Source organism: Methanoregula sp., assembly GCF_049686655.1.
In the GTDB taxonomy this organism is placed as follows: domain Archaea; phylum Halobacteriota; class Methanomicrobia; order Methanomicrobiales; family Methanospirillaceae; genus Methanoregula.
In genome coordinates this window covers 1-14,076 of record NZ_JBAVIG010000022.1, presented here as the reverse complement: position 1 = coordinate 14,076, position 14,076 = coordinate 1, and the positions used below count along the sequence as shown (strand labels likewise).

Genomic DNA, 14,076 nt, shown 5'->3' with positions numbered 1-14,076 from the left:
ACATGATACTTCAATGAGCTGTACAATCATCGTTGGTGGATTTTTTGGGGATGAGGGAAAAGGCAAGGTTGTTGCCCATATTGCCTATAAGGACAAACCCGTAATCATCTCCCGCGGCGGTGTGGGTCCGAATGCCGGACACACTGTCCAGGTCGGGGATCACAAATATGGTGTCCGTATGGTCCCGTCCGGTTTTGTATACAAGGACGCAAAACTCTGCATTGGGAGCGGTGTTCTGGTCGACCCGAGGGTCCTGAAGCAGGAAGTCGAGATGCTGGGCGTCAGAGGCCGGGTCTTTGTCGACAAGCGCTGCGGTATCATCACTGAAGATCATATAGCCCGTGACAAGGGGAGCGCCCACCTCGCAAAAAAAATCGGCAGCACCGGTTCCGGTTGCGGGCCGGCGAATTCCGATCGCGTAATGAGACTCTCCCCGCAGGCAAAGGACATCCCGGAACTTGCGGAATATCTGCTTGACGTCCCTCAAGCTATCGATGATGCCCTCAAAAAGAAGGAAACGGTCCTGCTCGAGGGCACCCAGGGCTTTGGCATCTCGTTGTACTATGGGACCTATCCCTTTGTGACAAGCAAGGACACCTCAGCGTCGCAGATTGCTGCAGATAACGGTGTCGGGCCAACCAAAATCGACGACGTCATCGTGGTCTTCAAAGCCTACCCGACACGGGTCGGTGAAGGGCCGTTCAGCACGGAAATGCCAATCGCTACATCGGATGCAATGGGTATCCAGGAGTTCGGAACCGTCACCCATCGCCAGCGCCGTGTTGGCGGGTGGGATGGGGAGATGGCACAGTATTCCGCCATGATCAACGGGTGCACGCAGGCTGCAATCACCGGAATAGATAACGTCGATAAAGCCTGCTTTGGTGCAACTGAGTATGCAAAACTGACCAAAAAGGCAAAGGACTTTATCAGACAGGCCGAGGAAGACATCGGAAGCCCGGTCACGCTCATCTCCACCGGCCCCGAAGTGACCCAGATCATCGATTTGAGGGATGAACTGGTATGAAGCGCTCACTCATGGATATCCTCTGCTGCCCGGTGTGCAAAGGAGATCTTGTGCTTCATATAGACTCAGAAAACGATAAGGAGATCCTTGAAGGCAGTCTGAACTGTGCTGCCTGCAGGGTGGATTATCCCATTCACGAGGGCATCCCCAATCTCCTGCCACCCACCCATAAATCATAAGAGGCAAAGGATGGATCTCCCGTTACCTGTCATGATGCTGGTGTCTGCCGGTAAAGGGGAAAATGAAGGCACCTACGAAGTGTACCTCAACCGTAGCGGAATAAACTCCATTGATCTGCCCCGGGAGAAGATCATCGCGGAGATCGGGGGCAGCCTGCGGATGCGTTTTCTAAACCGGGGAGCGCCAATCCATATTACCATCACCACCTCAAACGCCAGCATGTACTCCGATTTTTTCCATGAGAACATGTATGTGGTAGATGAATCGGTGCTCACCCTCCCTATCAGGAAAGAGAGTCAGGAAGGCCTCTTTGATCTGGAGATCATTTCAGGGTATGGTGGGATGAAGTCCCAGCTGCAGGTAACGGTCATTCAACCACCGGTCCTTCGGCCGGTGGCTCCGGAAGAATTCCCCCTCCAGCCTGTTGCCCGAGGCCGGCCCCATCTCCTGATGATCATGATGGGTATTGCACTCATCATGTACTGCACCTGGCTCTATACAAGAATTGAATTCCTCAATATTGCCTCATTTATCACACTTATCATCGGGGCTCTTTACACATGGTACCGCCAGCAGTAACGCTCGTAGCAGTCGTTCTCTGTTGTGCGCTTGTCGTGGACCGGTTGATCGGTGACCCCCACTCCCGGTATCACCCGGTTGCCCTCCTTGGATCCTTTATCGGGCTCTGGGGAAAACCGGCATACTATCCCGTCAGATTCCAGCGGATTGCAGGTGTCCTGTTATGGGTACTCACCGTCTTCCTGTTTACCCTGCCGTTCATTCTTTTCACTGCACTGGCACCGTGTTTTCTCTACCTATTAGTGGCGCCATTCCTGCTCAAATGCTGTTTTGCCTGGCGCTCGCTCGAAGAGCACACCCTTGCCGTAGTATCTGCCCTGAATGAGGACGTTGAAACCGGCAGGGAGAAAGTCCGGTTGCTTGTGTCCCGGAATACAGCGGAGCTTGACCGGGATCAGATCCTCTCGGCAGGCTACGAGTCCATGACCGAAAACCTCACGGACAGCATCATCTCGCCGCTTTTCTGGTTCTCCCTCTTTGGTCTCGCTGGCGCAGCGGCCTGCCGGGCAATCAACACTATGGATGCGATGCTCGGGTACCACGATGAGCGCGAGCGGATCGGGTGGTGGCCCGCACGCACAGATGATATTCTCAATTATATCCCGGCCCGGATCACCGTTCTCCTGCTACTCATCTGGTTTGCCGGCCGGGGGACAGCTTCCCATGCATGGCAGGTGATGTGCCGCGACAGTCTCAAGCGCCCCGGGTTCAATGGCGGGATCGTGATGGCTGCGATGGCAGGCGGGACAGGCATCCGGTTTGAAAAGCCGGGAGTGTATACCATTGGTGACGGCACCCGGACACTCGACGAAGGGGGTTCCGACATTATCAGGGCGACCCGGGCGGTCACCCTGATGTATGCAATAATTGCCTGTTGCGTACTCTTTTTATTGGGAGCGACGATCAATAATATTGGCATATGAAACTGGAAGAACTGAGATTTGGCACTGAGCTTCTCAAGCGCGGCTTTGCATCCATGCAGAAGGGGGGCGTCATTATGGATGTAGTGAATGCCGAACAGGCGAAAATCGCCGAGGAAGCCGGGGCAGTCGCAGTCATGTCGCTTGAGCGCGTGCCTTCCGATATCAGGAAAGCGGGCGGTGTTGCCCGCATGGCCGACCCTGAGAAGGTTATCGAGATCATCGAGGCGGTCTCCATCCCGGTCATGGGCAAGGTCCGGATCGGTCACTTTGTAGAAGCCCAGGTGCTGGAAGTCCTCGGCGTAGACATGATCGATGAGAGTGAAGTCCTGACCCCCGCGGACGAGCAATACCATATCGATAAGAAACAGTTCAAGGTCCCCTTTGTCTGCGGTGCCCGCGATCTCGGCGAAGCGCTCCGCAGGATCAATGAAGGCGCGGCAATGATCCGGACCAAAGGTGAGGCCGGCACTGGCAATGTAGTCGAAGCAGTCCGGCACATGCGCACAATCATGGGCGAGATCCGGATGCTGCGGGGCCTCGACAAGCAGGAGATGGCAGATTATGCCCGCGAGATCGAAGCCACTGCGGACCTCGTCTTTGAATGTGCTGAGCGCGGCCGGCTGCCGGTCGTGAACTTCTCGGCCGGTGGCATCGCCACCCCCTCGGATGCAGCTATGATGATGCAGCTGGGTGCTGACGGTGTCTTCGTGGGATCAGGGATCTTCAAGTCCTCGAGCCCCGAACGGATGGCGAAAGCAATCGTGGAAGCGGTCAACCACTTCGATGATCCAAACGTGATCGCGAAAGTCAGCAACGGCCTTGGCGACGCAATGCCCGGGCTCGATATCCACAAGCTCAGGGACGACGAGGTGCTCCAGACCCGTGGACGCTAAGATCGGCGTTCTGGCACTCCAGGGGAACGTGAGCGAACATATCGATGCGTTCCTGCTGGCCCTTGAACGGATGGGCCACGGGTCGTCATCCGAGGTCTTTGAGGTCCGGAGCCCGGCAGATCTCACAGACTGCCACGCCTTTGCCATTCCCGGCGGGGAGTCCACGACCATCTCCCGCCTCATTGACAAGAACGGGCTCTACGAGCCGATCCGTAGCTTCAATGGTGGCATCTTTGCTACCTGCGCAGGCATGGTACTATTGGCAAATACAGTTGACGATCCACGGATCCACCCGCTCGGGCTCATCGAGATGGCAGTTGACCGGAATGCGTTTGGCAGGCAACGGGAATCGTTTGAAGCCGATCTTGCGGTTGAAGGCCTGCAGGGGGATCCCTTCCATGCAGTCTTCATCAGGGCACCTGTTGTCACCTCAGTCGGAACGGGTGTCAGGGTCCTTGCCCGTGTCGATCAGGGAATTGTTGCCCTCGAGCACGGAAAGCACGTGGCGTTCTCGTTTCACCCGGAACTGGGTGATGATACCCGGCTTCACGAACGGTTCCTGCAAAAACTCGGGATCACCCGGCAGAAAAAATAATTTTCACATTTTTCAGGAACCGGATTTCGACCGGTTCGAAATGCAGGGAAAGAACACCTGTATCATTTGCCCCGGGCACAACTTTCTTAAGCTGAAATGCCCGATTGGAAACGGTTTTTAACTTAAGGATACCACTCAAAAGAGAAGATTCAACCGGCGGGCAGGACCCCAGCCTACATTTTAAAAAAATGGGAATAAGATATACCACTCTGCTGTGGAAATTCATATACAGCCAAAGGAACAATCCGGGATACTCATGAGTGCATCACCTATTGTCGACAGCATTCTCTCCGCACGCTACCTCCGGAAAGGGGAACGGTCGTTTGAGGATATCTGTCACCGTGTTGCATCAGCCCTTGCTGATGACAAAGTGGAAGAAGAACGCTTTTTTGAGGCCATGCAGTCACTGCGCTTCCTGCCCAATTCCCCGACCCTGATGAACGCCGGCACCGAACTCGGCCAGCTCTCCGCCTGCTTCACGCTACCGGTCACTGATTCGATCGATGGTATCTTCGATGCCATGAAACAAGGTGCAATCATCCACAAGACCGGCGGGGGAACCGGGTATAATTTTTCGCACCTCCGGCCGGAGGGCTCACCTGTCCAGTCGACCGACGGGGTGGCATCAGGCCCCGTATCATTCATGCGGGTTTTCAATGCCGCGACCGAGGTGATCAAGCAGGGAGGCCGCCGTCGAGGGGCGAACATGGGGATCCTCGATGTCTGGCACCCTGACATCCTCCCCTTCATCAATGCAAAGACCAAGGAAGGCGAGTTCTCCAACTTCAACATTTCCGTTATGGTCAATGACAAGTTCATGGACCTCGTCTCCCGCAAGCAGTTTGAGACCGTCTGGATCACCCATCCGCACACCGGGGAAACGGTTACGGTTGGCCAGATCTGGACCGGGATCGTTGATGGGATCTGGAAGAACGGCGAGCCGGGCATCCTGTTCTTTGATGAGATCAACCGACGGAACCCGACTCCGCAGCTCGGCGAGATCGACACCACCAATCCCTGCGGGGAGCAGCCGCTGCTCCCGTACGAGAGCTGCGTGCTCGGCAGCATCAACCTCGCAGCCTGCGTGAACAATGGTGTTCTTGACGAGAACAAACTCCGGGAGACTGCACGCATGGCCACCCGGTTCCTCGATTTCGTCATCGAGCGGAATGTTTTCCCCATCCCGCAGATCGGCGATGCAACACGGAGGACCCGGAAGATCGGCCTTGGGCTCATGGGCGTCCACGATGCCCTCCTGATGGCTGGCCTTGCCTATGACTCGGCCGTAGGCCGGGCCTGGTGCGAGCAGATCATGCAGGTCGTAACCGAGACTGCTGTCGACGAATCGCGCCGGCGTGCCGAAAAGATGGGCCCGTTCCCGGCATGGCAGGGAAGCATCTGGAAGGAATTCCCGGTCAGGAACGCGGCCATGACCACAATTGCCCCCACGGGCACAATCTCCCTCCTCGCCGGGTGCTCGAGCGGGATCGAACCGATCTTCTCGTTTGCTTACACCCGGAAGAATACCGTGGGCAAGACCTTTGTGATCGTAAACCCGGTCTTCCGGGACCGGCTGAAGAGCACTCTTTCCGGCCACGGGCTCACCGGTGCAGAGCTGCAGAAGAAATGTGATGAGGTCCTGGCCCATGTCCACGAGACCGGGACGGTGCAGGACCTGCACTGGCTCCCGCAGGAATTCCGATCGCTTTTCAAGACAGCACTGGACATCAGCTGGAAGGACCATATCCTGATGCAGGCCGCGTTCCAGAAACATGTCCATGCCTCCATCAGCAAGACCATCAACATGCCGTCTTCAGCGACCAAGGACGACTGTGCAGAAGCCCTCCTCATGGCCTGGTCCTTGAAACTCAAGGGTATCACCATCTACCGGACCGGCAGCAGGGAAGATGTGGTACTCTCCCTCAAGGAGACCGCTCCCAGGCCGGCGCCCTTCCCTGAAGCTGTGCCGGTTGCCGGCAGGAATGCGCCGGAGAAGATCCCTTCCCTCTCGATAGACCGGCCCCGGGAACTGTCCGGCAGGACCTATCTCTGCCAGTCCGGGTGCTGCCGGCTCTACGTGACTGTGAACCTCCATGAAGGAAAACCAATGGAGATCTTTATCAGGACTGTCGGGAGCGGGGGCTGCGACGCAAACAGCAGCGCGCTCGGCCGTGCAATCAGTACCGGGCTCCAGAATGGAGTTCCTTATCAGAAATTCGTCAAGCAGTTTGCCAAGGTCAACTGTATATCCGCCATCAAGAACCCGTCATCGGAAGGCCATTCTTGTGCCGATGTTGTGGGGCGCTGCATCGAGCTCTCGGCAAAGAACCAGAGCATCACGACCCTGAGGGACTGGGACTTACGCGAGGTGGGAAAGCACGCCTGCCCGGAATGCAACGAGCCTCTGGACTTTGGCGAAGGCTGCAACAAGGGGATCTGCAAGAACTGCGGCTGGACAGGCTGCAGTTGATATCAGGCAACCTTTCGTTTTGGAAAGGGCTCCTCGGGCGAGGGAACCTGTCCCGGTATCCGGAAGGAAAGCGTTACGGTTCCGATTCATCAAGCGTATTGTCGAGAGGATAGAGCTGGAATTGTGCCGTCACATAGAGGTGTCGCTCATCTTCCGGGTTCCCCCGTGTCGCGACGATTTTCCCGATAAAGACCGTGTGATCACCGGTCTCGAACTCGCTGATCACTTGGCACTCGAACGCAACTGCAGCCCCGTCAATAGTCGGCGGCCTGACTTTTTCGGATTTGATGAATGAGAGGCCGGACGTTTTTATCTTGTCGCTGTTCCGGCCAGTCGTTGTGCCACAGATCCATGCCCCTTTCTTCTGGTCGGGACCAGGATAGTTGATGACGAACTCCCGGTTCTTCTGAATCCCGGCATGGGAGTACCGGCTGTGGTCGATGGAAATGAGCATAAGGAACGGCTCAAAAGAGGTCCGTATCACCCATGAGACACCGAGGGCATTGGGCTTTCCCTGTTCATCCATGCTCGTGACCACCGTGTATACCATCGGTGCAGAGCGGGCAAACGCTTCGTTTTGGGAGAGTGTCTTCATCATAGCTGCCACGTCCGGATAGTAGTCAGGATCAGGTATCGATAAGGATTGCGGTAGTATGCACTGGCCCTCCGGGAAGTGGATGTCCGAAGAATTTTCCCGGCTGGAATCACAGGGGAACCCGCGGTAGTGTTATGTTGACAAATCCTGTCGTTATCCCAAGTTATAAAACGTGAAAAAGAGAGGGATCGTATATGCCTGGTTTGAAAACCCTTCTTTTTGTCTATAACACAGACAGCGGGGTGCTGCAGGCCCTCAGGGACTATTCCGCCGGTACGGCAGTTGGCTCCCGGACAGACATCTGCCCGCTCTGCGCGATTACCCACAGCCCGGTTGGGATGAAGAAAGAGTGGAAGCGTTTCATCAAGGATCTGGGGGTTCCGTCGCGGTTTTTGGACAGGAATGCATTCTCTTCGGAGTTCGGGAACCACAAGACTACCTTTCCTGTTGTGCTTGTCCAGGAAGGAACCGGACTGGCGGTCTTCATCAGCACTGAAGAACTCAACCGGTGCAGGGATCTCAATGACCTTATTCTCCTTATGAAAGAACGGCTTTAAAGAGCTAGTCAGAACTGCAGGGCCTCTTATTAGATTTCCGTTGAGAAACACCAGAGAACCCTAATTGAGAAAAAGAAGGACCGGAAACAGGGTGCGCCCGTGAGGTACCACCCGCGCTCAGGTTCTGCAGCACATTCAGGAAGGGTTTGTAACCCTTCCCATAAAGAGGACCGTGCCGGTATTGTTATCCCGGATCAGGAAGACGAACGGGTGATCTGCCCGGAATACCGGGACCGGGCCCTCCCCCCGGACTGCCGCCATATTCATGACAACACCAGTTGCTGCCGCTGCTTCCGTACCGTCCTCGTTCACATCCACATACGCTTTGTGGACCACGTCATTGATCAGGAGATCCTGTCTTCCGTCCATTCCGGAGAAGTCCGCCGAACTGGTAAACGCGGTCGGCATCCCCATCGCTCCGAGGACTGCAGGGAGCGAGTACTGGGTCCCAAGCTGGAATTTCGGGAAGAATACCTTAACCCGCTGGGTCGAAGCAGACTGCTCTAGGACAGAGAGATTTTCCGGGCTGAGATACTGGTCAGCGGCACTCAGGGTATCTCCCTTGGGAAGGAGGACGATCATGGACAGGCCTGCCCCGCTGCTGTGGGCATACGGCATCTCCAGCATCTGCACATCCCCGTTCTCGGTATAAGGGTATCTGGCATCATCATCCGTTCTCTGCATCATTTTGACGGTGGTTGTAGTATCGGAAGACACCCGGAACCCGGCATCCTGCGTCATGTTCGCATCGAACTGCCTCACCCATGTACCTTTAAAGTACACCGCATTCGTGATCACGAGCCGGGTCAGGGAAGTGACAGAACCCGGTGGCAGGAGATCCTGTATCTTATTGTTCGTCTTCTCCCCGACCCAGCTGTTGATCGCGAGGCGGGAGTTGTCCGGCTGACCGGTAAAGTCGAGGTTGGTGACATTGGCTGAATACCATTGTCCGGCAATGCCGGTGTATTCCGGAAGGAACGCAAACGTCTTTTCCGCCCAGAGAGCATTTGCTGTATCCAGGCTGTAACCGGAATCCCTGCTGTTAATTACTCCGTTGATGGAAGCAAATCCCTGCCTCCGGATCGTGTCATCGGCAGGGAAATGGAAGACCGACCTGATCTCATCGGCAGTTGTCCCGCGGGCGCCCTCATAGGTAATAGCCAGGGCGGACGAGATGGAATACGGGGAGAAGAAGATATTTCCCCCGGAAGCGCCCGGCCTGTTTGCCAGCTGTTGGTAGAGATCGTATGAGAACTGGTTGTCTGCCTCACTTACACCCGTAGTGTTTCCCGGTGCGGGGGATATAACGACAGATGACTGGGTGGGTAATGGTGGGATTATCTCCCCGTTGGCTCCCGGAGTGCCGGTGCATCCTGCCAGTGATATCCCGAGAACCAGGAGGAAGGAGCATACCAGCAGCGCCAGCGCAGTGTTTTCCATGGGGAAAAATTGCAGCCCGGTGGTGTTAAATCTGGCGATAAATGCGGGTTTTTTCGCAGGTATGAAAAATGGGAGGAATACAAGCGTTTCCGGTATGAAAAACCGGGACTACCAGTCTTTCACCATCGCCTCGGCCTTCAGATTCCCGGGCATCAGTTCAATGGCGTACCGTAGCGCAGTCCGGGGCATCACTCTCTTGTTTTTCATAACATAGGTGAAGATCTCCTGCGTGTGCTTCCGGCTCACTTCCTTCAGCAGCCAGCCATAGCCTTTCTGTACCATATCGTCCCCGTCTATCAGCAGCAGGTCCGCAATGTCCATGGCCTCGGAGAGGAACTTCCCGTGTTTGGCCGGGACGATGAGCGAGACTGCTGCTGCACGGCGCATCCACCGGTTCTCCGACTGCGTCCAGCGTTTCAGTTCGTCTACGTATTCCGGATATTGTTCGATGAAGTCGCCCATCGTATGGTTGCAGAACCCGTCGCACGATGCCCAGTTGGTGATGTAGGTCTCGATCCAGCGCCGGAACACCGCGAGGTCTTCCCGCTCATATTGTCCGGAGAGGGCATAGGTCCAGTTCGAGACAATGAAGGATTCCTCGATGTGCCCTGACCGGTAGAGTTCCTCGCAGAGCACGAAGATCTCCTGCTTGTCCCGTATCCCGATCTCTTTCCAGTACTTTTTCGCTATTCTCATGACTGTCGGAGTTTTCACGCCGTAGCATGCGATATCCTCTTTGAAAAACCGCTTTGAGGTTCTTTGGATCTCCGGATCTGCCAGAGCTTCAAGTTCCTGCCGGATGTGTGCGATGACCGGGTCCATGAAAAAAGATGGGGACCTGAGGGGGATAAAGGGATGCCGCATGCGGGGGGGGAAGCTGCATCCTGCTGCGTTCAGGTCTCCTCTGCAGGTCAGTTTTCTTTATTCTGAATGGCGATGGTCTGCTTGATGATCTCGTGCTTTTCAAGCGTCGCATCGAGTAGCTCATCGTATACTACCGGCAGCCTGCTGCGCAGTATCTTCACGCCCTCTTCGGTGATGCCGCCCCGGGTCGCTACACGGCTGATAATCGTCTCGAAACCTGTATCTTTTGAGGTAAGGAGCCACGCGGTTCCGATCAGGGTATGCCGGACAAGGTACTCCGCAAGGGCCGGAGGGACGCCCTCCTTCCGCACTGCGGCGGCGGCATATTCCTGCATCATGGCAGCAAACAGTGCTGGTGCACAGCTGGTGAGATCCGAGTACACTTCGATATGCTTCTCCTCGATCTCCACGGGCGTCCCGATTGCCGAGAAGAGCGAGAAGATGAGTTCCTTGTCTTCCGGTGTAACCCAGCTGCCCCATGCCACAAGCGAGATTCCCGAGTGCTCTTCCGCTGTTACGCTGGGGATGATCCTGGCGCACCGTGCGCCCGGCACCGACCATGCGGCAAGGTCAGCAAGTGTCACGCAGCTGGCGATCGAGATAAGAAGGGTGTTCTTTGAAAGCACGTCATGGATCCCTGCAAGCACCCCATGGACATCGAGGGGCCTGACACATATAAACAGTACCTCAGCATCCCGTGCCACATCACAGTCCGAATCTTTTACGGTAATGCCTGTATCGGTGGCAAGGGCCCGTGCGGATGCCCCCGTCTTACTGCACGCTGAGATATCCTGCGGTGCGGCAACACCTGTCCGGATGAAGTGCCTGATCAGCATGCTGCCCATGGAACCCGTGCCGATAAACCCGTAGCGTGTCATGTTCTCTTAATCGTGGGAAGTACAGGAGAATAAAAGGTAGGATCCCGATGAATGCCAGGCGCGATAAAAAACGACTGCGTAATTCTTCGACAGGTGAATAATCCCGATTCCCGAAGGTTATCAGTTCTTTTTCCGGCCTTTTGCAGGGCACTGGTATGAAGAACCATCTATATTTACGCCCTCCTCGATCCCGAGATAGTGTGCTCCCCAGGTACAAAGAGCCTGCAGGATTGGGATGAGGGTTCTGCCAAACTCTGTAATCGAATATTCCACCCTGGGCGGCACTTCGGGATAGACGGTCCGGGTAATAACCCCGTCATTCTCGAGCTCGCGGAGCTGTTTTGTCAGCATCTTGGCGTTGACTCCAGGCAGCCCCCTCTGCAGTTCGCCAAAGCGCATCACGTTGTCTCCGAGAGCCCAGAGGATAAGTGGCTTCCATTTGCCGCCTATCACATCCAGTGCCGCCTCGACCGGGCAGTGATAGGTCTTACCGTTCTTGGTATAGGTCATGGTTACCTCAATGAAAGCTTGTTACTTTATTAACTGTATTTCTTATATATTCACTTAAGGCAGATTTTATCTTAATGGTTCAGTGCGCCCTTACAGAAGAATAGTATGTATGCCTCCTGCTTATGGCTTCCTGTCAGGATCTTCTGCATGTCGGGAGGAGTGAGGAAAACATGGAAAAGAAACAGATCGGACCGAATTTTTTCATCCCGATGCCGGTGATCCTCGTGGGAACACAGGTTGCGGGGAAGGACAACTTCATGACCGTGGGCTGGTGCGCACGGGCGAACGCGAACCCGCCGATGATCCTCTGCGGGATCGGGAACCATCACTATACCCCGAAGGGTATTGCAGAGACAAAGACTTTCTCGGTGAATATCCCGTCTTCATCCCTCCTGGAGAAGACCGATTACTGCGGGATGGTATCTGGTGAGAAGACCGACAAGTCACGGGTCTTCGACGTGTTCTACGGTTCGCTGAAAACAGCCCCGATGATCAAAGACTGCCCGGTCACCTTGGAGTGTCGGCTTGTCCAGACCGTCCCGCTGCCGACCAACACGCTCTTCATCGGCGAGATTGCAGGAGCATATGCGGATGGCAGGGTGATCACGGAAGGAAAGCCCGACTTCCCGGAGATCGATCCGCTCTTCCTGACCATGCCGGACAACCGGTACTGGAAACTCGGGAAGTACGCCGGAGATGCGTGGAGTGCCGGGAAGAATCTGATAATGGTGTGATGAAATGACGAAGGTTGTTGCATTTAACGGCAGCCCGCGGCCGGAAGGGAACACCAGGATCCTGATCGGTCAGGTGCTGCAGGAACTCGAAAAGGAAGGTATCACCACGGAACTCGTTCAGGTCGGCGGAAAGAAGATCCGCGGGTGCACCGCGTGCATGAAATGCTTCGAGAACCGGGACAAGCGGTGTATTATCGATGACGATATCGTGAACGATTGTATCGGGAAGATGGCGGAGGCTGACGGGATCATCCTTGGCTCCCCGGTCTATTTCACGGATATTACGGCCGAGATGAAGGCATTGGTCGACCGGGCCGGTTTCGTCTCAATGGCAAACGGGGGTCTGTTCCGGCGCAAGGTAGGATCCGCAGCCATCGCGGTCCGGCGTGCCGGGGCCATGCATACGCTCGACTCGCTCCTCCATTTCCTGCTGATCAGCGGGATGGTGGTTCCGGGCCTGCCACCCATCGGGGTCGGGAGAAATATCGGTGATGTGATGAATGATGACGAGGGCATGGCCTGGGCACGGGATACCGGTAAGAGCATGGCATGGCTGCTGGAGCTGATGAAAAAACAGGACGGTTCCGTTAAAAAAATGAAAAAACACTGAAAACGGACCAGAATACACCATTGGAAAACCATCATGACCACGATACTTGTTGACCAGGATCTCTGCACCCGGTGCGGGATCTGCTCTGTCGTCTGCCCGATGTCCATCGTTGATCCGGCGGATGAGAACACCCTTCCCGGAGTGCAGGAAGCAAAAGCCGGCATGTGTATCCAGTGCGGCCATTGCGAAATCTCCTGCCCGTCTCAGGCACTCCTTCTTAACGTCAGGCCCGATGAGAAAGTGCCCCTGCCGGGCAGTGCCGGCACCATTGCTGCCGATGATATGGCTTACTACCTGAAGAAGCGCCGGTCCGTGCGGCACTTCACGAAAGATCCCGTGCCAAGGGAGAAGATTGGGCAGGTGCTTGACATCGCCCGGTACGCGGCATCAGGAGGCAACGGCCAGCCGGTGCAGTGGATCGTTGTTCATGACCCGGAAAAAGTCAGAAAGATCGCAGGGCTGACTATCGGGTGGATGAAGACCCTTGCAGATTCCAATCACCCGATGAGCGGCTATGTGCCGGGGCTGCTCAAAGCGTGGGAAGAGGGACACGACGTTGTCTGCCGGGGCGCCCCGCATCTGCTCTTCGCTACTATACCGGAGGGCAACCCGGTTGCATCCGTTGATGCCATCATCGCCCTCACGCATTTCGATGTCGCGGCACCGGCGTTTGGCATCGGCACCTGCTGGGCAGGATTTCTCGCCATGGCCTCTACGTCCTATGAACCGCTGCAGAAGGAACTTGATATCCCTGCAGGACGGAAATCCGCGTACGCGATGATGTTTGGTTACCCCCAGTACAAGGTCTACGGAATCCCACGACGGAAACCCCTTGAGGTGACGTGGCAGTAAGCCTGCACGGAGAAAACAGGAGAACACGAGAATGAACGTTATTGCAATCAACGGAAGCCCGCGAAAGAAATGGAATACGGCAACCCTGCTCCGGCACGCCCTTGACGGCGCTGCCTCTGAGGGAGCCGAGACAGAACTCATCAATCTCTATGATCTGGATTTCAAGGGATGCACCAGTTGCTTTGCCTGCAAACTGAAAGGCGGGAAGAGTTACGGGAAGTGTGCCATGCTGGATGAACTAACGCCCGTCCTTGAAAAGATAGAAGCAGTGGACGCTCTCATCCTCGGCTCACCGATCTATTTCGGCAACGTGACCGGGGAGATGCGGTGTTTCATGGAACGGCTGCTCTTCCCGTACCTCACCTACAC

Annotated in this window: 17 protein-coding genes; 12 read left to right on the top strand and 5 right to left on the bottom strand. The window is 55.7% G+C overall.

Annotation, left to right across the window (positions count from 1 at the left end; all coding sequences use genetic code 11):
* The first annotated feature begins 13 nt into the window (after positions 1-13).
* The 7 genes from WBL42_RS03000 to WBL42_RS02970 all read left to right on the top strand — a co-directional run bounded on the left by WBL42_RS03000 (position 14) and on the right by WBL42_RS02970 (position 6,667).
* Positions 14-1,027: an adenylosuccinate synthetase gene (locus WBL42_RS03000; RefSeq protein WP_424719784.1), complete on the top strand. Its 1,014-nt coding sequence runs from the start codon at positions 14-16 to the stop codon at positions 1,025-1,027.
* Entirely contained in the window at positions 1,024-1,206 is a 183-nt protein-coding gene (locus tag WBL42_RS02995) for a methytransferase partner Trm112 (protein ID WP_424719783.1), read from the top strand. The genes WBL42_RS03000 and WBL42_RS02995 overlap by 4 nt, the downstream gene beginning before the upstream one ends.
* Positions 1,207-1,216: 10 nt before the next feature.
* Positions 1,217-1,786, top strand: a complete 570-nt coding sequence (locus tag WBL42_RS02990; protein ID WP_424719782.1) for a DUF7524 family protein — start codon at positions 1,217-1,219, stop codon at positions 1,784-1,786.
* Positions 1,768-2,709, top strand: a complete 942-nt coding sequence (gene cbiB, locus WBL42_RS02985) for an adenosylcobinamide-phosphate synthase CbiB (RefSeq protein ID WP_424719781.1) — start codon at positions 1,768-1,770, stop codon at positions 2,707-2,709. Before WBL42_RS02990 ends, cbiB begins: the two co-directional genes overlap by 19 nt.
* Positions 2,706-3,602: a pyridoxal 5'-phosphate synthase lyase subunit PdxS gene (gene pdxS / locus WBL42_RS02980; RefSeq protein WP_424719780.1), complete on the top strand. Its 897-nt coding sequence runs from the start codon at positions 2,706-2,708 to the stop codon at positions 3,600-3,602. Before cbiB ends, pdxS begins: the two co-directional genes overlap by 4 nt.
* Positions 3,592-4,197 carry a pyridoxal 5'-phosphate synthase glutaminase subunit PdxT gene (gene pdxT, locus WBL42_RS02975; RefSeq protein WP_424719779.1) on the top strand — a complete coding sequence of 202 codons (606 nt, stop codon included), beginning with the start codon at positions 3,592-3,594 and terminating at the stop codon, positions 4,195-4,197. Before pdxS ends, pdxT begins: the two co-directional genes overlap by 11 nt.
* A 256-nt stretch (positions 4,198-4,453) precedes the next feature.
* The gene (locus tag WBL42_RS02970; protein ID WP_424719778.1) at positions 4,454-6,667 is read left to right on the top strand and encodes an adenosylcobalamin-dependent ribonucleoside-diphosphate reductase; all 2,214 of its coding nucleotides are present in this window, start codon (positions 4,454-4,456) and stop codon (positions 6,665-6,667) included.
* Between the two features lie 73 nt (positions 6,668-6,740).
* Here WBL42_RS02970 and WBL42_RS02965 read toward each other — a convergent pair whose 3' ends face one another.
* The gene (locus WBL42_RS02965) at positions 6,741-7,265 is read right to left on the bottom strand and encodes a flavin reductase family protein (RefSeq protein ID WP_424719818.1); all 525 of its coding nucleotides are present in this window, start codon (positions 7,263-7,265) and stop codon (positions 6,741-6,743) included.
* Positions 7,266-7,465: 200 nt separating this feature from the next.
* Here WBL42_RS02965 and WBL42_RS02960 point away from each other — a divergent pair, with 200 nt between their 5' ends.
* Positions 7,466-7,819, top strand: coding sequence for a hypothetical protein (locus WBL42_RS02960; protein WP_424719777.1), 354 nt, complete (start codon positions 7,466-7,468; stop codon positions 7,817-7,819).
* A 135-nt stretch (positions 7,820-7,954) separates the two neighbouring features.
* Here the strand turns inward: WBL42_RS02960 and WBL42_RS02955 are convergent, their stop codons facing one another.
* From WBL42_RS02955 to WBL42_RS02940, 4 genes are all read right to left on the bottom strand, one after another.
* Positions 7,955-9,259, bottom strand: a complete 1,305-nt coding sequence (locus tag WBL42_RS02955) for a serpin family protein (protein WP_424719776.1) — start codon at positions 9,257-9,259, stop codon at positions 7,955-7,957.
* Between the two features lie 108 nt (positions 9,260-9,367).
* On the bottom strand, positions 9,368-10,081 hold the full coding sequence (locus WBL42_RS02950; protein ID WP_424719775.1) for a DNA alkylation repair protein: 714 nt from the start codon (positions 10,079-10,081) through the stop codon (positions 9,368-9,370).
* A gap of 89 nt (positions 10,082-10,170) precedes the next feature.
* The gene (locus tag WBL42_RS02945) at positions 10,171-11,001 is read right to left on the bottom strand and encodes a pyrroline-5-carboxylate reductase family protein (RefSeq protein ID WP_424719774.1); all 831 of its coding nucleotides are present in this window, start codon (positions 10,999-11,001) and stop codon (positions 10,171-10,173) included.
* Between the two features lie 120 nt (positions 11,002-11,121).
* Positions 11,122-11,511, bottom strand: a complete 390-nt coding sequence (locus WBL42_RS02940) for a winged helix-turn-helix transcriptional regulator (protein ID WP_424719773.1) — start codon at positions 11,509-11,511, stop codon at positions 11,122-11,124.
* 170 nt (positions 11,512-11,681) lie between these two features.
* Here WBL42_RS02940 and WBL42_RS02935 point away from each other — a divergent pair, with 170 nt between their 5' ends.
* The 4 genes from WBL42_RS02935 to WBL42_RS02920 all read left to right on the top strand — a co-directional run.
* Positions 11,682-12,245: a flavin reductase family protein gene (locus WBL42_RS02935; protein ID WP_424719772.1), complete on the top strand. Its 564-nt coding sequence runs from the start codon at positions 11,682-11,684 to the stop codon at positions 12,243-12,245.
* Between the two features lie 4 nt (positions 12,246-12,249).
* On the top strand, positions 12,250-12,855 hold the full coding sequence (locus tag WBL42_RS02930; protein ID WP_424719771.1) for a flavodoxin family protein: 606 nt from the start codon (positions 12,250-12,252) through the stop codon (positions 12,853-12,855).
* Positions 12,856-12,888: 33 nt separating this feature from the next.
* Positions 12,889-13,707 carry a nitroreductase family protein gene (locus tag WBL42_RS02925; protein WP_424719770.1) on the top strand — a complete coding sequence of 273 codons (819 nt, stop codon included), beginning with the start codon at positions 12,889-12,891 and terminating at the stop codon, positions 13,705-13,707.
* A 31-nt stretch (positions 13,708-13,738) separates the two neighbouring features.
* Positions 13,739-14,076 (top strand): flavodoxin family protein (locus WBL42_RS02920; protein WP_424719769.1); only part of this gene is annotated, 338 nt, incomplete at its 3' end.

Coding starts and splice junctions, on each gene's coding strand:
- WBL42_RS02970 (WP_424719778.1), top strand. CDS start 4,454: ATGAGTGCATCACCTATTGTCGACAGCATTCTCTCCGCACGCTACCTC.
- WBL42_RS02945 (WP_424719774.1), bottom strand. CDS start 11,001: ATGACACGCTACGGGTTTATCGGCACGGGTTCCATGGGCAGCATGCTG.
- WBL42_RS02990 (WP_424719782.1), top strand. CDS start 1,217: ATGGATCTCCCGTTACCTGTCATGATGCTGGTGTCTGCCGGTAAAGGG.
- WBL42_RS02965 (WP_424719818.1), bottom strand. CDS start 7,265: ATGATGAAGACACTCTCCCAAAACGAAGCGTTTGCCCGCTCTGCACCG.
- WBL42_RS02955 (WP_424719776.1), bottom strand. CDS start 9,259: ATGGAAAACACTGCGCTGGCGCTGCTGGTATGCTCCTTCCTCCTGGTT.
- WBL42_RS02950 (WP_424719775.1), bottom strand. CDS start 10,081: ATGGACCCGGTCATCGCACACATCCGGCAGGAACTTGAAGCTCTGGCA.
- WBL42_RS02995 (WP_424719783.1), top strand. CDS start 1,024: ATGAAGCGCTCACTCATGGATATCCTCTGCTGCCCGGTGTGCAAAGGA.
- WBL42_RS02925 (WP_424719770.1), top strand. CDS start 12,889: ATGACCACGATACTTGTTGACCAGGATCTCTGCACCCGGTGCGGGATC.
- WBL42_RS02940 (WP_424719773.1), bottom strand. CDS start 11,511: ATGACCTATACCAAGAACGGTAAGACCTATCACTGCCCGGTCGAGGCG.
- WBL42_RS03000 (WP_424719784.1), top strand. CDS start 14: ATGAGCTGTACAATCATCGTTGGTGGATTTTTTGGGGATGAGGGAAAA.
- pdxS (WP_424719780.1), top strand. CDS start 2,706: ATGAAACTGGAAGAACTGAGATTTGGCACTGAGCTTCTCAAGCGCGGC.
- WBL42_RS02930 (WP_424719771.1), top strand. CDS start 12,250: ATGACGAAGGTTGTTGCATTTAACGGCAGCCCGCGGCCGGAAGGGAAC.
- WBL42_RS02935 (WP_424719772.1), top strand. CDS start 11,682: ATGGAAAAGAAACAGATCGGACCGAATTTTTTCATCCCGATGCCGGTG.
- cbiB (WP_424719781.1), top strand. CDS start 1,768: ATGGTACCGCCAGCAGTAACGCTCGTAGCAGTCGTTCTCTGTTGTGCG.